The sequence below is a fragment of the Sphingopyxis sp. Root154 genome (genome assembly GCF_001427105.1).
Classification (GTDB): domain Bacteria; phylum Pseudomonadota; class Alphaproteobacteria; order Sphingomonadales; family Sphingomonadaceae; genus Sphingopyxis.
On record NZ_LMGI01000002.1, the window covers coordinates 393,436 to 411,111 of the forward strand.

Annotated in this window: 19 protein-coding genes and 1 other RNA gene; 7 read left to right on the forward strand and 13 right to left on the reverse strand. The window is 64.5% G+C overall.

The window, feature by feature from the left end; all coding sequences use genetic code 11:
* Positions 1-36 precede the first annotated feature (36 nt).
* Genes ASD73_RS07620 through dapA form a run of 3 tightly spaced genes read right to left on the reverse strand, consistent with a single transcriptional unit; the run spans position 37 to position 2,017 of the window.
* A complete protein-coding gene (locus tag ASD73_RS07620) occupies positions 37-651 on the reverse strand; it encodes a DUF2062 domain-containing protein (RefSeq protein ID WP_082521431.1) in 615 nt (204 codons plus the stop codon).
* Positions 648-1,133: an SsrA-binding protein SmpB gene (gene smpB, locus ASD73_RS07625; RefSeq protein WP_039575066.1), complete on the reverse strand. Its 486-nt coding sequence runs from the start codon at positions 1,131-1,133 to the stop codon at positions 648-650. The genes ASD73_RS07620 and smpB overlap by 4 nt, the downstream gene beginning before the upstream one ends.
* Positions 1,134-1,141: 8 nt before the next feature.
* Positions 1,142-2,017: a 4-hydroxy-tetrahydrodipicolinate synthase gene (gene dapA, locus ASD73_RS07630; protein ID WP_056371169.1), complete on the reverse strand. Its 876-nt coding sequence runs from the start codon at positions 2,015-2,017 to the stop codon at positions 1,142-1,144.
* A 100-nt stretch (positions 2,018-2,117) separates the two neighbouring features.
* Between dapA and ASD73_RS07635 the strand changes: the two genes are divergently transcribed.
* The 3 genes from ASD73_RS07635 to ASD73_RS07645 all read left to right on the forward strand — a co-directional run bounded on the left by ASD73_RS07635 (position 2,118) and on the right by ASD73_RS07645 (position 5,904).
* On the forward strand, positions 2,118-4,148 hold the full coding sequence (locus ASD73_RS07635) for a lytic transglycosylase domain-containing protein (RefSeq protein ID WP_056371171.1): 2,031 nt from the start codon (positions 2,118-2,120) through the stop codon (positions 4,146-4,148).
* Positions 4,149-4,155: 7 nt separating this feature from the next.
* Positions 4,156-4,644, forward strand: a complete 489-nt coding sequence (gene greB / locus ASD73_RS07640; RefSeq protein ID WP_056371174.1) for a transcription elongation factor GreB — start codon at positions 4,156-4,158, stop codon at positions 4,642-4,644.
* Positions 4,645-5,073: 429 nt separating this feature from the next.
* A complete protein-coding gene (locus ASD73_RS07645) occupies positions 5,074-5,904 on the forward strand; it encodes a 23S rRNA (adenine(2030)-N(6))-methyltransferase RlmJ (protein ID WP_056371176.1) in 831 nt (276 codons plus the stop codon).
* Positions 5,905-6,031: 127 nt separating this feature from the next.
* On the opposite strand, the gene ASD73_RS07650 is transcribed toward ASD73_RS07645, so the two are convergent.
* Complete coding sequence (locus ASD73_RS07650; RefSeq protein WP_056371178.1) at positions 6,032-6,352, reverse strand: hypothetical protein; 321 nt, start codon at positions 6,350-6,352, stop codon at positions 6,032-6,034.
* Between the two features lie 317 nt (positions 6,353-6,669).
* Here ASD73_RS07650 and ASD73_RS07655 point away from each other — a divergent pair, with 317 nt between their 5' ends.
* On the forward strand, positions 6,670-7,329 hold the full coding sequence (locus ASD73_RS07655; protein WP_056371180.1) for a hypothetical protein: 660 nt from the start codon (positions 6,670-6,672) through the stop codon (positions 7,327-7,329).
* A gap of 12 nt (positions 7,330-7,341) precedes the next feature.
* Here the strand turns inward: ASD73_RS07655 and ASD73_RS23025 are convergent, their stop codons facing one another.
* The 9 genes from ASD73_RS23025 to ASD73_RS07690 form a co-directional block, all read right to left on the reverse strand.
* A complete protein-coding gene (locus ASD73_RS23025; RefSeq protein ID WP_200934912.1) occupies positions 7,342-7,497 on the reverse strand; it encodes a hypothetical protein in 156 nt (51 codons plus the stop codon).
* Between the two features lie 76 nt (positions 7,498-7,573).
* Positions 7,574-7,962, reverse strand: an RNA gene (gene rnpB / locus ASD73_RS15555) — RNase P RNA component class A.
* Between the two features lie 40 nt (positions 7,963-8,002).
* A complete protein-coding gene (locus ASD73_RS07660) occupies positions 8,003-8,692 on the reverse strand; it encodes an N-acetylmuramoyl-L-alanine amidase (protein WP_056371182.1) in 690 nt (229 codons plus the stop codon).
* Positions 8,693-8,770: 78 nt separating this feature from the next.
* Positions 8,771-9,628 carry a CheR family methyltransferase gene (locus ASD73_RS07665; RefSeq protein ID WP_056371184.1) on the reverse strand — a complete coding sequence of 286 codons (858 nt, stop codon included), beginning with the start codon at positions 9,626-9,628 and terminating at the stop codon, positions 8,771-8,773.
* Positions 9,625-10,668, reverse strand: a complete 1,044-nt coding sequence (gene cheB / locus ASD73_RS07670) for a chemotaxis-specific protein-glutamate methyltransferase CheB (RefSeq protein ID WP_268800342.1) — start codon at positions 10,666-10,668, stop codon at positions 9,625-9,627. Before cheB ends, ASD73_RS07665 begins: the two co-directional genes overlap by 4 nt.
* Before the next feature lie 67 nt (positions 10,669-10,735).
* Positions 10,736-11,110: a response regulator gene (locus ASD73_RS07675; RefSeq protein ID WP_039575078.1), complete on the reverse strand. Its 375-nt coding sequence runs from the start codon at positions 11,108-11,110 to the stop codon at positions 10,736-10,738.
* A 76-nt stretch (positions 11,111-11,186) separates the two neighbouring features.
* Positions 11,187-11,624, reverse strand: coding sequence for a chemotaxis protein CheW (locus tag ASD73_RS07680; protein ID WP_056371188.1), 438 nt, complete (start codon positions 11,622-11,624; stop codon positions 11,187-11,189).
* A complete protein-coding gene (locus tag ASD73_RS07685; protein ID WP_235534233.1) occupies positions 11,621-14,050 on the reverse strand; it encodes a chemotaxis protein CheA in 2,430 nt (809 codons plus the stop codon). Before ASD73_RS07685 ends, ASD73_RS07680 begins: the two co-directional genes overlap by 4 nt.
* Before the next feature lie 148 nt (positions 14,051-14,198).
* On the reverse strand, positions 14,199-14,840 hold the full coding sequence (locus ASD73_RS07690) for a histidine phosphotransferase family protein (RefSeq protein WP_056371193.1): 642 nt from the start codon (positions 14,838-14,840) through the stop codon (positions 14,199-14,201).
* Between the two features lie 233 nt (positions 14,841-15,073).
* On the opposite strand from ASD73_RS07690, the gene ASD73_RS07695 reads away from it, so the two are divergent.
* The 3 genes from ASD73_RS07695 to ASD73_RS07705 all read left to right on the forward strand — a co-directional run bounded on the left by ASD73_RS07695 (position 15,074) and on the right by ASD73_RS07705 (position 17,673).
* Positions 15,074-16,030: an RluA family pseudouridine synthase gene (locus ASD73_RS07695; RefSeq protein WP_056371195.1), complete on the forward strand. Its 957-nt coding sequence runs from the start codon at positions 15,074-15,076 to the stop codon at positions 16,028-16,030.
* A gap of 83 nt (positions 16,031-16,113) precedes the next feature.
* A complete protein-coding gene (rpoH, locus tag ASD73_RS07700; protein WP_056371197.1) occupies positions 16,114-17,013 on the forward strand; it encodes an RNA polymerase sigma factor RpoH in 900 nt (299 codons plus the stop codon).
* 87 nt (positions 17,014-17,100) lie between these two features.
* Positions 17,101-17,673 carry a hypothetical protein gene (locus tag ASD73_RS07705; RefSeq protein ID WP_056371199.1) on the forward strand — a complete coding sequence of 191 codons (573 nt, stop codon included), beginning with the start codon at positions 17,101-17,103 and terminating at the stop codon, positions 17,671-17,673.
* The last annotated feature ends 3 nt before the right edge of the window (positions 17,674-17,676 follow it).

The window sequence follows — 17,676 nt, forward strand, 5'->3', positions numbered from 1 at the left end:
AGCGATGCGACAGCTATACGCCTGCTGTTTGGGGGTTCAACCGGCCGCGGTGTCGCTGGTCGATGCCTCATGTCGTTGGTCGCGCGCCCGCGCCAGTTTGCGCCGCCAGCGGAGGCGAATCCAATTGTCCCAGAAGATCGAGGCGAGGATGTAGCCGACGATGGCCGAGACGAGCGAAATGACGAACAGCCCGGCGAGCATCGCGGGCGCCGCGTCCGAAAAGACCCAGCGCACCCACTCGCCCGCCGAGGCGCCATGCTCGATCATCGCCGAGAAGGTCACGCTGTTGGCATGGAGCCCGAACAGCCAGTCGCCGAGCCACACCGACGCGATGATGATGAATGGGGTCGTCACGGGGTTCGACAGGAAGGTCATCGCCGCGCCGATCGGGATATTGGCGCGGAACGGCAGCGCGAGCAGCGCGACACCCAATATCTGCACACCCGGGATCAGGAAGAAGATGCCGACGAACAGCCCGAGCGCGGTGCCGCGCGGGACCGAGGTGCGGGTGAAGCGCCACAAATGGCTGTGCGCGACGCGATGCGCAAACGGCTTGACGAACCGGCTCGCGAGCAATTCCTCGCGCGTCGGCGAGTTGCGGCGGACCCAGTTCATCACCGCCGCCTTGTCACGAGGTTTGCCCGCGCTCATCCGCGATCCTTCATCAACCGCTGCTTGTCGCGCTTCCAGTCGCGTTCCTTGATCGACTCCCGCTTGTCGTGCGCCTTCTTGCCCTTAGCGAGCGCGAGTTCGACCTTGGCGCGGCCGCGGCTGTTGAAATAGACCGACAGCGGGACGAGCGTCATGCCCTGGCGCGCGACGCCGGCGTACATCTTGTTGATCTCGCGGCCGCTGAGCAGCAGCTTGCGCGGGCGCTTGGGTTCGTGATTGTGGCGGTTGCCGTGGCTGAATTCGGGGATGTTGCTATTGATCAGCCACACCTCATTGCCCTTCACCTCGGCATAGCTTTCGGCGATCGTGCCTTCGCCGAAGCGGAGCGACTTGACCTCGGTCCCCTGCAGCGCGATCCCCGCCTCGAACACCTGTTCGATGGCAAAGTCGAACCGCGCGCGCCGGTTCTCGGCGACGACTTTCTTCTTGTCGAATTCGGCGGCGGACTGGGGACGAGCCATTTCGGGACCTAGATTACTCCGGCCGCGGACAGCGCGGCATCGACGGCGGCGCGCGACGCATCGTTCGCCGGAATGATAGGTAGGCGCACTTCGGGCGAAAACCAGTCGTGGATGCGCGACAGCGCATATTTAACCGGCCCCGGCGAGGTGTCGGAGAACATCGCCTTGTGCAGATCGAACAGGCGGTCGTGCAGCACCAGCGCGCGCGCCCAGTCGCCCGCGGCGCAGGCGGCGGCGAAATCGGCACAGAGGCGGGGCGCAACATTAGCGGTGACCGAGATGCATCCGGCGCCGCCCATCACGGCGTGCGGAAGCCAGAGATCGTCGTTTCCGCTGAGCTGGCAGAAGTCCTTGCCCGCGCCTGCCCGCTGAACCGTGACGCGCGCCAGATCGCCGCTCGCATCCTTGATCGCAACGACGCTCGGGATTTCGGCGAGCTTGCACATCGTCTCGGCGCCGATGTCGGCGACGGTGCGGCCGGGGACGTTATAGACGACGATCGGCAGATCGCTCGCGTCGGCAAGCGCCTGAAAATGCGCGATCATGCCTTCCTGGCTCGGCCGGTTGTAATAGGGCGCGACGATCAGCGCCGCGGTCGCGCCGGCCGCCTGTGCATGGCGCATATGGCGCACCGCGGTCGCGGTGTCGTTCGACCCGCAGCCTGCGATCACCGGCACGCGCCCCGCCGCCGCCTCGATGCAGCTGTCGATCACCTGATAATGTTCGTCGTAGCCGAGCGTCGGGCTTTCGCCGGTCGTTCCGCACGGAACCAGCGCGCTGGTCCCTTCTTTGATCTGCCAATCGACAAGCCGCGCGAAGGCCGGAGCATCGAACGCCCCATCGCGAAATGGCGTCACCAAAGCGGGAATCGAACCCGAAAACATGCTCCGCTCCTTTACAATACCCCATTGCGACCGATAGAATCCGGCCAGCGCGCCGCTATTGGACGTCTATTCAGCGCCCCGCAAGGAGTTTGGCATTACTATGGCAGCTATGACCTCGCTGACCCGTATCTCCCGCCTCGCGCTCGCCGCGGCCCTCCTCATTCCAACCATCGCGCATGCCAGCGAACTCACTCCCGAACAAATGGCCTGGTATCGCGCCCAGATGGGTCTGGCAGCGACTTCAGGGCCGCCGCCTTCGACAAGTTCGGTCGGCGATGCGGTGATGGAATGGCGGCGGCTGACCGCGAACACCGGCGCCTCGTTCGACCAGCTTTCGCGCTTCCTGATGGCGAACAAGGGCTGGCCCGACAGCGATAAGATGCGCACGCGCGCCGAAAAAGCCATCTCGCTCGACAGCTACGACCCGCAGCGCACCCTCGCCTATTTCAATGCCTATCCGCCGCAGACCGCGAGTGGGCAGCTTCGCTATGCGCTCGCACTCAACGCGTCGGGCCGCCGCGAGGATGCCGCCGCCGCCGTCCGCCGCGCGTGGACGAGCGGGCCGCTCGACGATTATGAAACGAGCCGCGCGCTCGCCATGTTCCCCGGCGCGATCACCCCCGCCGACCATGACGCGCGGATGGACCGGCTGCTCTGGCTTGGCGCCACCGCCGCCGCGGGCCGCCAGCTCGCCTATACCTCGCCCGACAAGCGCAACGTGTTCGCGGCACGGCTTGCGATGCGTAACGCTTCGGTCGACGCGGCCTTTCAGGCATCCGCCGCCGAAAGCGCCAATCCGGCGCTGACCCGCACCGATGCGGGCTATATCACTGACAAGGCGACCTGGCTGCGCAAGGCGGGGCGCGTTGGCGAGGCGCGCGCGCTGCTCGCCGCACCGCGCTCGCTGGCGAAAGCGCCGACCGATCCCGAGGAATGGCTCGAAACCTTGCTGACCAATGCGCGGCAGGCAAGCGAAGGCGGCGACAAGTCGACTGCCTATAATATCGCGCGCCAGCTCGACGACGCCTTCCCGCCCGGGACGGTTATCCGCGAAACGTCGCTTAGCGTCCGCGACGATTATACCTCGCTGGCGTGGCTCGCCGGGCAACTCGCCTATCGCGACGTGCGTCGTCCCGCCGAAGCCGTACGCCTCTACCGGGCCTATGGTGAAGCCGCGCGCTCGGCACAGACGCGCACGAAAGGCTTTTACTGGGCCGGCCGCGCGGCGCTGGCGGCAGGCGACCGCTCGACGGCGAATGCGCATTTTGCCGATGCCGCTCAGCATTACGACCAATTTTACGGCCAGTTGGCGCTCGAGCGGCTGAACCGTCCGCAACCCAAGCCGACCCCCGATCCGACCATTCACGTCAGCAATGACGAGCGCCGTGCGTTCGAGGACGACCGGCTGGTGCGCGCCGCGCGAGCGCTGGGTGAAATCGGCGCTTGGCGCGAACAGTCGCTGTTCCTGCGCGCGCTGGCGCAACAGGCGACCTCGCCCGCCGACCATGTCCTCGCGGGCAAGCTCGCATCGCAGATCGGGCGTCCCGACCTTGGCGTGATGATCGGCCGCAGCGCGCAGGCGAACAGCCTCGATGCGGTCGAGGTGTCGGGCTTCCCGACCGTACGCGTGCCCGCCGGACATGAAAGCAACTGGACGTTCATCCATGCGATCACGCGGCAGGAAAGCCAGTTCGACCGGCAGGCGATCAGCCACGCCGGCGCGCGCGGGATGATGCAGCTGATGCCGGGCACCGCGCGCGAAGTCGCGGGCAAGCTGGGCATGAGCTATGACGCGGGTTCGCTGACCACCGACACCAATTACAATATGATGCTGGGATCGACCTATTTTCAGCAGATGCTGCGCTATTTCGGCGGCAGCTATCCGCTGGCGGTAGCGGCGTACAACGCCGGTCCGGGCAATGTGAACAAATGGCTGCGCGCCAATGGCGATCCGCGCGGCGGGGGGATCGAGATGGTCGACTGGATCGAGGCGATCCCGATCTTCGAGACGCGCAACTATGTCCAGCGCGTGCTCGAAAATGCCGTCGTTTACGACACGCTGCGCGATGGCGGCGGATCGCGTCAGCAGGCACCGTTGAGCTTCTACCTCGGCAAACGCACGCCCGGCTGACAACTCCATGGCGGGGGACAAGACCAACATCATCAGCCCCGCGGGCTATGCCGCGCTGCGCGCCGAATATGACGCGCTACTCGGCGACGAGCGCCCGAAGCTGGTCGAGGTGATCAGCTGGGCCGCCGGCAATGGCGACCGCAGCGAAAATGGCGACTATATCTATGGCCGCAAGCGGCTGCGCGAGATCGACCGGCGGCTTTCGTTTCTGGCGCGGCGGATGAAGGCGGCGCGCGTCGTCGACCCCGCCGAACAGCCCGACAAGAGCCGCATCTGGTTTGGCGCCACCGTCGAACTCGCCGACGATGATGACGCGCGGCGCATCGTCACACTCGTGGGCGATGACGAGGCCGAGGCGGGCGAAGGCCGGATCGGCTGGAACAGCCCCCTCGCCCGCGCGCTGCGCGGCGGCGGGGTCGGCGATTTGCGCACGGTGCAGCTGCCCGCAGGGCCGAAGGAATGGGAAGTGGTTGCGGTCAGCTATCCCGCAGTCTGATTTTCCGTCCCTCCGTACGCGTTCGCAAAAACGTCGCTCAACAACGAATGACCGGACGCGCCCGATCCAAGTCATTCGACATTGAGCGGGTGCAGGTCCGCTACTGACAGACGCCCGACGTCGAAGCGCCGCAGTTCTGATAATCCGGTGTTATATGAACGTTCGGCCGACATCAGGCGACCGGGCGCTTCGCGACAATGCCAATCGCATCCGGCTCCTCGATGATCGAACATTCCCATGCGTTCAAGAGGTCTGTGTCGCCGCCTCTGTTGACGATCGCTAACGCGGGCTTGAGGCCTTGTGCAGAATGCTTTGAAGGTTTCCGCCCGACTCTATACGGGCACCGGATTGGTTGCTTCCATCGCATCGCGTTCGGCTTCCGCGCCCAGCCGTTGGTATAGAGGCAGATCGCCAGGATTTTGAATTACAATGAATTATCGCCATTCCTTTCATGCTGGTAACAGCGCCGATGTCGTAAAGCACAGCCTGCTGATCGCCCTCGTGCGGGCCTTGCAGCAAAAACCGGGCGCGCTGACCCTGATCGACACGCATGCCGGCTGCGGGCTGTACGACCTTGGCGGCGATGAGGCCCAACGCACCGGCGAGGCCACACAGGGTGTGCTCAGGGCCTTTGCCGATACGAACCCCTTGCTGGACGACTACCGCGCCGCCGTACAGGCGGTGAATGCCGGGGGCGAGCCTCGCTTTTGTCCCGGATCGCCGCGATTTCTGGCGCAGCTTCTGCGCCCGCAGGATTTTCTGATCCTAAACGAGAAACATCCCGACGATGCCTATGCCCTGCGCGGCGCGATGCGCGACACATCCGCCGCCGTGCATCAGCGCGACGCCTACGAGCTTTGGCTGGCGATGCTGCCGCCCCGCACCGCGCGCGGCGTGGTCGTGGTCGACCCGCCGTACGAGCAGACCGATGAACGCGCCCGTATCACCGCCACCCTCGCGGCCGCGCACCGCAAATGGGCGCATGGCGTGACGGTGATCTGGTATCCGCTGAAAGATCGCGCCACGCATGTGCGGTGGAAGGCGCAGCTGCGCAAGCTCGGCATCCCGAAGTTTCTGGTGGTGGAGCATTGGTTGTACGATCGAGATCAGCCCGACATCTATAACGGCGCGGGCCTTTTTATCGTCAACCCGCCCTACGCCTTCACGCAGGCGCTGCCACCTCTGCTGGAAGCCCTGCGCGCCGCGCTGGCGCCGGAGGGGCAGAGGGGAGTGATCACAACCGATTGGTTGGGCGACTAAAATAAGCCCTCATCTTCCCCTTCTCCCAAAGGAGGAATTGCCGCGCTTCAGCTTGTAAGCAAATTGGGTCCCGCTGAATTTGAAGCACGGTTTTCGCGCTGGATGCCAGTGCTCCGGACGATTGCGCTTAGTCGCCGTTGGCATCAACCATGAAGACCGTCGGCTTGCCGCGAGAAGCCGGGTCCCATCCTGCCGACAATGCCGCTCGCACCCCTCGCGAGGCTATCGCGTCGTTGATGTGCGAACGCCCTTTCGGCAATCCTTTCAACAGGCGCTTTGGCGTCGGAAATTCCAGCACGGCTTCGCGTGGCATGTCTCTCTCGCGCAAAGCGACCCTCATGCCCTTCCAGCCTTCGGAAGAGGACAGTTGGGGTTCGCTCAGGAGTTCCCAGTCATATTTGACACCATCGATTTGGACGGTGCCGCTGCGGCCGTGCATGTGAAGCATAGGATGCCCTTAGCATGTTAGGCGCGGCGCTCCAGTCGGTTCACATCAAAGATCGGCTACCGGAACCTTTAGCGGCCAAGACAGCCGCTCCGCGGCTACGATATCGACCGATTGCGGACAATAAGCCCCTCCCGCTGTGACTAACGAACAAGTTCATAAGTCTCGCTGCCGTCCCCTGAAGGGGAGGGCTTGATGCGATTCATATGTCCGCTTCCCACGCATAGCCGCCATTGCTCTAGACTGTGCGCGCGGTCACCGACGCCGGCTGGACGCTGCCGCAGGAGCTGATAATCTGATCGGGGTCGAGGGGAGATCGAATGATGCGAAGCTTTGGGTTGGTCGCCGCACTTTTGCTATCGGGCCCGGCACACGCTGCGCAGGACCGCCCGGCCCTGCCGCCAGTCAGCGACCAGTTCCTTCTCGATCAGCTCGAACTCGGCGAAGAGATTGAAACGCGCGCCGATGGCGACCTCAACGGCGACGGCGACGCCGACACCGTCTTCGTTGTCGCCAGCCCTGACGAGCGGCACCTCTATGTCGTGCTCAGCTATCGCGGCGAAGTCGACATCGGGCACGAATCAGCGGGCAACTTCAAGCTGGAGCCCGATCCGCTTGGCCCCGCCGGGCTGTCGATCAACAAGGGCGTGCTGACGATCCGCGACCTGACGGGCGGCACCACCGCATTGTCGGCGACCTATCGCTATCGGGCCGCGACAACGGAGGCCGGCCAGCGAATGCGGCTGATCGGGCTTGATGCGACGGTTTACAGCCGCACCTATGCGCATGATGGCAACGAAATGAGCTGGAACGTCGCGACCGGCGACACGGTCACCAGCTTGCTCAAGGTCGCGACAAGCGGCGATCGTGGTTACGACAAGCTCTATCCGCGCAAGTTCAAGCGGCCGGTGCGGACGATCTATATGGAGGATACACCCGACGCCGAGGAAGAACTCGTCGGCGTGAAGAAGGCAAAATGAAGCTTCTCTCGATCAGGGTTGCAACAGCGCCGGAATAATCCAGATCGCGGACAGGACGATAATCACCGCGATCAACGAGAAAGCCAGCACATAGCGGACATTATGCCCTTTGACGCCGCCGCTCGCCTCGGTCTCGGTTACTTCGACATGCTCATCGACGACTTTCATGATGCGCTTCCCTTCCAACTGCTCCGCTTAGAACGCGGCCCAGGCTTGGGCGTTCCGCCCGTGTATTGGGGAGAGAGGTGCCAGAGGGTCTATAAGCCGGGTTCTGTCCATCCCCTTGCGGAGACTGTGCGATCATTCCTCTAGGCGAACGGTTACCCGAACGCTCAAGCAGTCAACCCGGACGGCTGGGCCGGAATCAGCCCTGGATAAATCCGTACCGTCCCTATTCGACCTTGCTCCCGGTGGGGTTTGCCGTGCCGCGCCTGTTACCAGCCGCGCGGTGCGCTCTTACCGCACCCTTTCACCTTTCGCCGGGCCGAAGCCTTTGGCGGTCTGCTCTCTGTGGCACTTTCCCTGAACCTGGCCGAAGCCCGATCCGCCGGACGTTATCCGGCACCGTGATTTCCGTGGAGCCCGGACTTTCCTCCCCTTTCTTACGAAAGCGGCGATCGCCCGACCCTCTGGCGGAGCGAGTATAGCCCTCATCGGGCCCTTTGACGAGGAATCAATTGCCTTCGGGCTGCGGCAGCAGCAGCGCGAGCAGGATCGCGCGGCATTCGCCGTCGATCGTGCCGTCGATCAGTTCTGGGCGAAAGCGGCGCTGGAACGCGACGGTCGCCGCGAACCCGTCGGTTACATCGTAACCGAAACGTTCGAGTGCGAGCAGGAAACCCGCGTCGGTCCACAGCGGATCGGTGAGCTTTTTGGTCGGCCGCGGCAGCGCGAGGCGGCGGCGTGCAAGCTCCTCCCATGGGAATAGCTCGCCCGGATCCTGCTTACGCGTCGGCGCGATGTCCGAATGACCGATGACGTTGCCGCGGGTGACCGAATGGCGATCCTTGATCTGGTGGACGAGCCGGACGACCGAAGCGACCTGCGGGTCGGGGAACGGCACATAGCCCCATTCGTGCCCCGGATTGACGATCTCGATCCCGACGCTCGCCGAATTGATGTCGCTGATGCCGCGCCAGTGCGACTTGCCCGCGTGCCAGGCGCGTTTGTCCTCGGGCACCATCTGGGTGATCTGCCCATCCTCGCTGACGACATAGTGCGCCGAAACGCTGGAATCGGGATTGGCAAGCCAATCAATGGCTTCGGCACCGCTCTTCATACCGGTATAATGCAGCACGATCATCGAGATGGGCAGCGCGCGTTCGTCGAAATTGGGAGACCAGCGTTCGATAAAATCGCTCATGCGCTCGGGGGACCCGTCCTGTGCTTGCCAAGCCGTCGATTGCGCCAGTGGCGCGCAAAAAGCAAGGCGGAGCCTGTCCTAGGCCGCAGCCGCGCGGCGCACCTGCTGATCGGCGGGTTCGTAAAGGCCGCGCAGGCGGGGACTGGCGACGAACTGGTCGGTCTGGCCGAGTACCGTCTCGCCTGCGCCGAGCACGAGGAAGCTTTGCGGCGCCGCCATCGCGCGGAGCCGCGCAAAGGCTTTCTGGCGCATCGGCGCCGAGAAATAGAGCAGCAGGTTGCGGCAGAAGATCAGGTCGGCGGGGCTCGCCAGCGGCGGCCGGTCGGTGAGCATATTCTGTACCGAAAAATCGACGCGGCGGCGCAGGTCCGCCTTGGCGAGCCATCCGCCCTCGGTCTGGTCGAACCAGCGCACCATGCGCTGCACCGGCAGGCCGCGCTGAATCTCGAACTGACTGTAAAGGCCGACGCCCGCGCGCGAAATCGCGTGATAGCTGACATCGGTGCCGACGATATCGACTTGCCACCCCGCCCATTTCGCGCCCTGTTCGGCGATCAGCATCGCGAGCGAATAGGCTTCCTGGCCCGTCGATACGCCGCAATGCCAGACGCTCAGCCGGCGGCGCAGCTTGTTGATCTCACGAATCTGCTCAAGCGCAGTCGCAGCTATTTCGTCGAACACGCTATATTCACGGTAGAAATAGGTTTCGTTGTTGAGCATCGCATCGACGGTGTCGTCGAGCAGTTGCCGGCTGTTCGAGGTAACGAGCGCCGCAACGAGCGCATCGAGATCGGCGATGCCGTGGCGCTGCATCACGGGCTTCAACGACATTTCGATCCGCCAGATGCGGTTCGGCGACAGCGTCTGCCCCGTCCGCGATTCGAGCACCCCCATCAGGACGCGGTAGGCCGACTCGCTGGCGCTTCCGTCCATCATGGCTTGCGGCGCCCGGGCAGGAAGCTGCCGAGCATCAGCGCGATCGCGTCGGGGTTCAGCGTCGCCGCCGCGATGCCCGCCTTGGCAACGGCGCCCGGCATGCCCCAGATCACGCAGCTTTCGGGCGCCTGCGCGAAAATCGTGCCACCGGCCTCTTTCAGCCGCGCCGCGCCGATCACCCCGTCCCGCCCCATGCCGCTGAGGATGACGGCAACGCCGCCCTTGCCATAGATTTCGGCGACCGAATCGAGCATCGGGTCGGCCGACGGGCAGCAGCCATTGTCGACGACACGGTGATCGAGCGCGATTTCGCGGCGGCGGCCATTGGCGACGACGAGCAGATGCGCGTCGCCCGGCGCGAGATAGATGCAGCCGCGCTCGACGGCCATTCCGGCTTCGGCAACGCGGACGCGGCGCGTCGTCATCGTCGCGATCTGTTTCGCGTAAAATTCCATGAAGGCGTCGGGCAGGTGCTGGGTGAGCAGAATCGGCGCGCCGATCTTGGGATCGAGGTGCGCGAGGAAATTGGCGAAAGCGGGGATGCCGCCGGTCGATGCCGCGACCGCGATGCATTCGATCGGCTGATCGGTATCGATCGCGAAGGGGGCGGACGCCGGAGCCGGGCGTTCGGCGGCCGGGACCATTGCAGGGAAATCGCGTTGATGGCCGAGCGTCATGATCCGCTCGGTCAGCACTTCGGCGAAGCGGCCCGAAAAACTGCCGCGTCCGGGTTTGGCGAGCGTGTCGCTGGCGCCGAGCGCGAGCGCGTCGATCGCGGCAGGGCCACCCTCGACGCAGTTCGACGACAGGATGAGAACGCGAGCCTTTTCGGCGCGCTCCAGGATGTGCGGCAAAGCGTCGATGCCGTTCATCCCGGGCATTTCGATGTCGAGCACGACAACATCGACGGGCTCGCGCGCCAGATATTCAAGCGCGTCATGCGCCGAGGCGACCGAGGCGCAGATCCTGAGCCCCGGCCGCTGATCGACGATCCGCTCGAGGATGCTGCGGACGACGAGGCTGTCGTCGACGAGCATCACGCGTACCGTGCGGGCGGTTGGCTCGGGATCGGATATTAGGGGTTGTGGACGGGCCACCTAAAAAACCTCAAGCGATGCCGACGAGCTGCAATTTTCCTTCGAGCGTTTCGCGGTCGAACGGCTTCATGACATATTCGTCGGCTCCGGCTTCGATCGCGGCGCGGATATGGTCGATGCTGTTTTCGGTCGTGCAAAAAACGACGCGCGGGCGTTCTTCGCGCCCATAGTCGAGATCGTTGAACGCGCCGAGGAACTCCATTCCGCTCATCACCGGCATGTTCCAGTCGAGCAGGATGACATCGGGACGATTGGCGCGGCAGAAGGTCAGCGCCTCCTGCCCGTCAGCCGCCTCTTCGACGGCAAAGGACATGCTTTCAAGGATATGGCGTGCGACCTTGCGAATGACTTTGCTGTCATCGACCACCAGACAAGATTTCGACATTCAATTAACTCCGACCCCCGGGATTTGCGCATCTTTACGGCTAAGGAGTGTGCAGCCCGTTAATTAACGGACGAATTCATGCTGCCTTTAAGGCCGGCAGCGTGATGAAATGCGACGGATCGACAACGAGCAGCGAAGCGCCGTCATGCTCGATCATCGCATCGGCGACGCGCGCCCAGCCGGGGAGCAGCTTTCCGGCGATGCGCGTCTCGGGCGCCTCGATGAAACAGACATCCTCGATCTCGTCGGCGAGCAGCGCATAACCATGCTCGGCGACATCGACGACGATCACCCGCTGGCCCGGCGCCACAAGCACCGCGGGCAGGCCGATGACGACATGCGGGTCGATGAGGGTGAAGACACGGCTGCGCAGCGCAAAGAGCCCGGCGACATGCGGCGGCGCAGCGGGGACTTCGACAGGCGTGCCGACGGTGACGACCGAATTGATCGCGCGGCTGCGCAAAGCGACGCGGGTGTCGGCGATGCGCGCGATCAGATAGAGTTTGTCCATCATGCGCTCTCTCCCCCGACCTGGCGGCGCAGCGCGTCGAGCAGCGCCTGGCGGTCATAACGATAGACGGTTTCGTCCTCCGGCCCCGCGGCCGCGATCGAGGTGCGCAGATGGATCACCGGCACGTCGCCGCCCGCATGCCCGCAAAGCGCGCCCTCTTCGGTGAGGCACAAGAGGACGTCGGGCGTCTCGTCCGACGCGTCGCCCGCCAGGACGACGCGGTAACCGGCGTTTCGCAGGATCGGGGCAAGGAAATTGCCGCCCCAGCCGTCATGATCGTCGGCAAGGCGGCAGAGCGGCTGGCGCAGCGCGGATGCGGGCGCGCCCGCGGCATATTGTTCCATCAGCCAGAACGGATCGATCAGTTCGACGGGATCGCCGCCGACGAGCACGACGCCCGCGATCAGCCCGGGCGCCGCCGACGGCTGCACCACATCGGGCAGGCGGACGATGTCGATGACCTCGGCGATCGGATAGCAGAGCACCGAACGGCCGTCGTAGAGGCGAAGGAGCTTCATCGTCCCCTCGCCGCCCGGCGGCGCCGCGGCATGGACGGGGAAAATATCGTCGCCGATCTGCGCCTGAACCCTGCCCGCGCTTTCGAACAGCGCCGATGCGGGAACCTCCTCGACGCGTTCGATGACCGACAGGCGGACGCCGCGGACGCGGCTGTTCATGTCGCGGAACAGCAGCAACTGCACGGCGTTGCGCGCCGCCGCAGCTTCGGCCTCGGCCTCGGCCATCCGGTCGTGGCTCCGGCCCGCTTCGCTGGCGTCGACCGCCGCGATCGCCAGCAGGCCCTGGACGTCGAGCAACAGGACGGGGCGGCCGTTGTCGGGCAGCGTCGTGCCGGCATAGAGGCCGGTCGCCATGATCATCGGCGCCGCGGGCTTGATCACCAGCTCCTCATGGTCATGGATCGCCGCGACGCTCAGCGCATAGCTTTGCCCCTGCCCCGGACGGACGATGACGAGCGCGCGGTCGTCACCGTCGTCGGCCGCGTCGCGCTGGCGGCCCAATATATTTTCGAGGCGGAGGAGCGGAAATTGTTCACCGCGCACCGTCGCGAGTTCGCCGCCACCGAGTTGATCGATGCGCACCGTATCGCCGTTTTCCAGCAGGATTTCGCGCACGGCACCGCGCGGTATCGCAAAATATTGTCCCGCCGCGCGGACCATCAGGCCCGAAATGATCGTCAGCGTCATCGGCACGCGGAGCAGGATCGCGAGCCCGCGCCCCTCTTCGTTGCGCAATTCGACGATGCCGCCGATCTTTTCGACATTTGCCTTGACGATATCCATGCCGACGCCGCGGCCGGAAACCGAGGTGATCTTCGCCGCGGTCGAAAAGCCGGGACGGAAGATCAAGTCGAGTTTGTCCCTGGGTGCCAGCGCGCGCGCCTCGGTCGCGGTCAGGAGGCGCGAGGCGATCGCCTTCGCGGTCAAGGCGTCGGGCGAAAGCCCGCGGCCGTCGTCGCGCACTTCGATTTCGATCTGGTTGCCCGACTGGCGCGCCGAGACCGAGATCGTCGCGGTGATGTCCTTGCCCGCAGCGACGCGGTCCTCAAGCGGCTCGATGCCATGATCGATCGCGTTACGGACGATATGGATCAGCGGGTCGCGGATATTCTCCATCATTTCGCGATCAAGCTCGACTTCGCCGCCGCTCGTCTGGAAGGCGATCTTCTTGCCCATATCCTTGGCGAGATCGCGGACGATGCGCGGCAGCGGGGCGAACAGCTTGTCGATCCGCTGCATGCGCATCTGGCTGACCGACTGGCGCATCCCGGCGATCGAGTCGGAAAGACGGTCGAACGAAGCGATGACCGACAGGTCGGCGCCCGATTCGCGGAGCATCCGCGCGAATTCATTGCGCGCCAGCACGATGTCGGTGACCCCGGTCATGACGCTGTCGAGCAACGGCAAGGGCACCCGGATCGAGCGCCAGCTTTGCAGTTCGGCGCTGAAATCATCGTCGCGGCGGAGCGGAACGCCCGCGACCTCGAACGGCGCATCGTCTGGAATGTCGCCCGCGAGCGCGCCGATGACATCGCGGTCGTCGCCGGCCGGCTCGACGCCCTTCTCGCTCAGCGCCGTACAAAGATTGCCCAGCCGGTCGAGGATGCCAAGCACGCCGGTGACGAGCGTGGAATTCGCGGGGCGGTTGCCGCGCCGCACCTGATCGAGCGCATCCTCGGCCGCATGCGACAAGGCGGTAACGCGCGGCAATGCCAGAAAGCCCGAGCTGCCCTTGATCGTGTGGACGAGCCGGAAAATGGCGTCGAGCTGCGCCCGGTCGGCGGGGTCCGCCTCCCACGCGACAATGGCCCCGCCGGCTTCGGCAAGGATTTCCGCCGTTTCGGCCAGAAAGTCGTTCAGCAGATCGTCCATGAAGGTGTCGGTTCGCCCCAGAAATCGAGGCTCCACCATGGCGCACAATGGTTAAGGAGGGTTTTACTTGGCAACTGCGGCGTCAAAAGTCCGCGCGCCTTCTCTTCGTCACCCCCGCGAAGGCGGGGGTCCCGCTGATCGCGTCAGAAGCGAGATTCCCGCCTTCGCGGGAATGACGAATATTGGATCAACGACCGCGCAAAACCGCGCCGACAAGCAAAGAGGTCGGCGTTTCGCGCGCCAGCATCACCGTGCCGTCATTCTGCCGCGCCACCGCCTGCACCAGCACCGCGGGCGCGGTGCGCGACGTCATCGGGCTCGCCCCTTCGCCTTCGGCAAGGATGCGTTCGACGTCGGCGTCGAGGAAGATGCGCTCGGCCTCGACATGCAGTGCGATTTCGATGCCCTCTCCCTGTTTTTCGCAGCCGACATCGAGCCGGCCGCCGCGCACCAGCGCGTCGACAAGGAGGAGCGACAGGTTGAGGATGATCTTCACCGCCGGCTTGGGCAGCGGATCGGTCCCGATCATCCAGTTGAGCTCGATCGCGCGGTCGCCAATGATCCCCTGAATCGCCGACTTCGCCTCATCGGCGGGGACAAGCTCGCCGAACCCGCCCGCCGACCCGAACGCCAGGCGGAAGAATTTAAGCTTGTTTGCCGACGTCCGCGCGCTTTGTTCGAGCAGTTCGAAGCAACGCTCGCGCATCGCCGGGTCTTTCTCATCGGCGAGCAGTTCGAGCCCGTTGGCGAAGGCGCCGACGGGACTCAGCAGGTCGTGACACAGGCGCGAGGCCAGCATCGAAGCGAAATCGACGCGATCGTCGGACATGGATGAAAAGGCTCCCCAGCGCAGTGTCCGGACATTTCCGGCATGGGCTGCTCCTACGGCACGGACCCCGTCCAGAGCAAGCGCGATGCGCCGAAATCCGCTCGTGTCGAGCGAAGCCCAGACACCGGGAGAATACGCGCCAACGACGGGCATCTCGACTTCGCTCGATACGAACGGAATTGGAGGTGGCTCGGCACCTTGAATTTTAGCGCCCGAAAACCACATTCCTATCAATGCAGGGGGATGACGACATTTTGACCGTGGCGCTGGCCGATAGCGCGGCCGGGCTCCGGCTCGACCGGGCGCTCGCCGAAGCGCTGCCCAGCCTGTCGCGCGAACGATTGAAGAGCCTGATCAAGGGCGGCCGCGTCGTCGGCGCCGACGGAAAAATCCTTTGGGATCCCTCGGCAAAAGCTGCCGCGCCCGCGACGATCGAGGTCCGCCTGCCCGCCGCCACGCCCGCGCATAATGTCGCGCAGGACATGGGCTTGGTCATCGCGTATGAGGACGAGCATCTGATTGTCGTCGACAAGCCCGCGGGGATGGTAGTCCATCCCGCCGCGGGCAATTTCGATGGCACGATGGTCAACGCCTTGCTCCACCATTGCGCGGGGCAATTGTCGGGGATCGGCGGCGTCGCGCGGCCGGGGATCGTCCACCGCATCGACAAGGACACAAGCGGGCTGATCGTCGCCGCGAAGCACGACAAGGCGCATGAAGGTCTCGCCAGGCAATTCGCCGCGCACAGTATCGACCGTCGCTATCTGGCGCTCGCGACCGGGCGGCCGATGCCGGTGAACGGCACGATCGACGCGGCGCTTGGCCGGTCGAATACCAACCGCAAGAAGATGGCGGTAGTGGCCGACGATCGCGGCAAACGCGCGGTGACCCATTACCGCACGATCGAGCCGCTACAGCATGCGACTCTGGTCGAGTGCCGGCTGGAAACCGGACGCACGCATCAGGTGCGTGTCCATATGGCGCATATCGGTCACCCGCTGGTCGGCGATCCGGTCTATGGACGCGTCAGAAAGCCTTTGTCGGAGGTGCTGAAAGCGCGGAATTTCGTGCGGCAGGCATTGCACGCGGCCCATTTGGGCTTTATTCATCCGGTGACCGGTAACAACATCGCGCTCGACAGCGAACTCCCAAGCGACATGCGGGAACTGATCGATGAATTGCGCGTTTAGGTTTCGAATGAAAATCTATCTCGACCGCTGGGCCCAACGGCGGCATATTCTGACTCAAGATTCTAAAGGGAAGACGCTCTCCAATGGCTAAAAGCAACGTTCCGGCCACGGTTCCAGCGCTTGGCGGCGAAGCCAGCCTGAATCGCTATCTGGCGGAAATCCGCAAATTCCCCCTGCTGACCCCCGAGCAGGAATATATGCTCGCGCGCCGCTTCCAGGAGCATGGCGACAATGAGGCTGCGGCGCAGCTTGTTACCTCGCACCTGCGCCTCGTCGCGAAGATCGCGATGGGTTACCGCGGCTATGGCCTGCCGGTCAGCGAGCTGATCAGCGAAGGCAATATCGGCCTGATGCAGGGCGTGAAGAAGTTCGATCCCGAACGCGGCTTCCGCCTCGCCACCTATGCGATGTGGTGGATTCGCGCCTCGATCCAGGAGTTCATCCTGCGCTCGTGGAGCCTCGTCAAAATGGGCACCACCGCGGCGCAGAAGAAGCTGTTCTTCAACCTTCGCCGGATGAAGAACAACCTCGCGGCGTTCGAGGACGGCGATCTGTCGCCCGAACATCTGACCAAGATCGCGACCGACCTCGGCGTCACCGAGGAGGAAGTCACCAGCATGAACCGCCGCATGGCGATGGGCGGCGACACCTCGCTGAACGTCCCGATGGGCGAAGATGGCGACAGCCAGTGGCAGGACCTGCTCGGCGACGAGGGACCGCTTCAGGACGAGCGTGTCGCCGAAGCGCAGGAACGCGATGTGCGCCATTCGCTGCTGAATGAGGCACTGGAATCGCTCAACGAGCGCGAGCGCCACATCCTCACCGAACGTCGCCTGACCGACGATCCCAAGACGCTGGAGGACCTGAGTCAGGTTTACGACGTCAGCCGCGAACGCGTGCGCCAGATCGAAGTGCGCGCGTTCGAAAAGCTGCAGAAAGCAATGCTGAAGCTCGCCGGCGACCGGCGACTGGTCGGCGCATGATCCGCGCCCATCCTTTGCGCCCCGCGATTTGACTCGCGGGCGCAAGGGACTAGCCTCCCCCGGGGCAACCGAAGGGGAGGAAATATCATGTGGAAATGGATCCGCGTTCCCAAGGGCATCGCGCTACTGGCCTTTTTGCTGCCGTGGATGACCGTCAGCTGCTCCAACCAGAAACTTGTCGAGGCGAGCGGCTTTGGCCTCGCTTTTGGCCGCGTTACGGCGATGGGCCAGGCGTCGCACGCGAACGACGGCGCCTCAGTCAATATCTGGCTGATCCTCGCGCTGCTCGCCATTGCGGGCGGACTGGTCCTGCTTTTCCTGAAAGGCCGCGAGGCGGCGAGGCTGGTGCTCGGCACCTCGGTCGCCGCGGTCGTGCTGATCTTCGTCGGCACCTGGCATTACAGCAAGGACGCGATCCTCGCCGAGGCGGCCAAGGATGGACAGAATAGCCGGATGGATGAAGCCGCGCTGGCGATGATCCAGGTCCATTGGGAAATCGGATATTGGCTGGCGCTGCTGTCGCTGATCGCCGCCGCGGTGATGGCCTGGCTGGTGATGAGCGGCAAGGAAGCCGACGCCGAGGCGAAGATGCGCTCCTTCGCGGCCGATGCCACTGGCGCCGCGAAGGACGGAAAAGACGACGAGTCGTCGAAATCCTGAGGA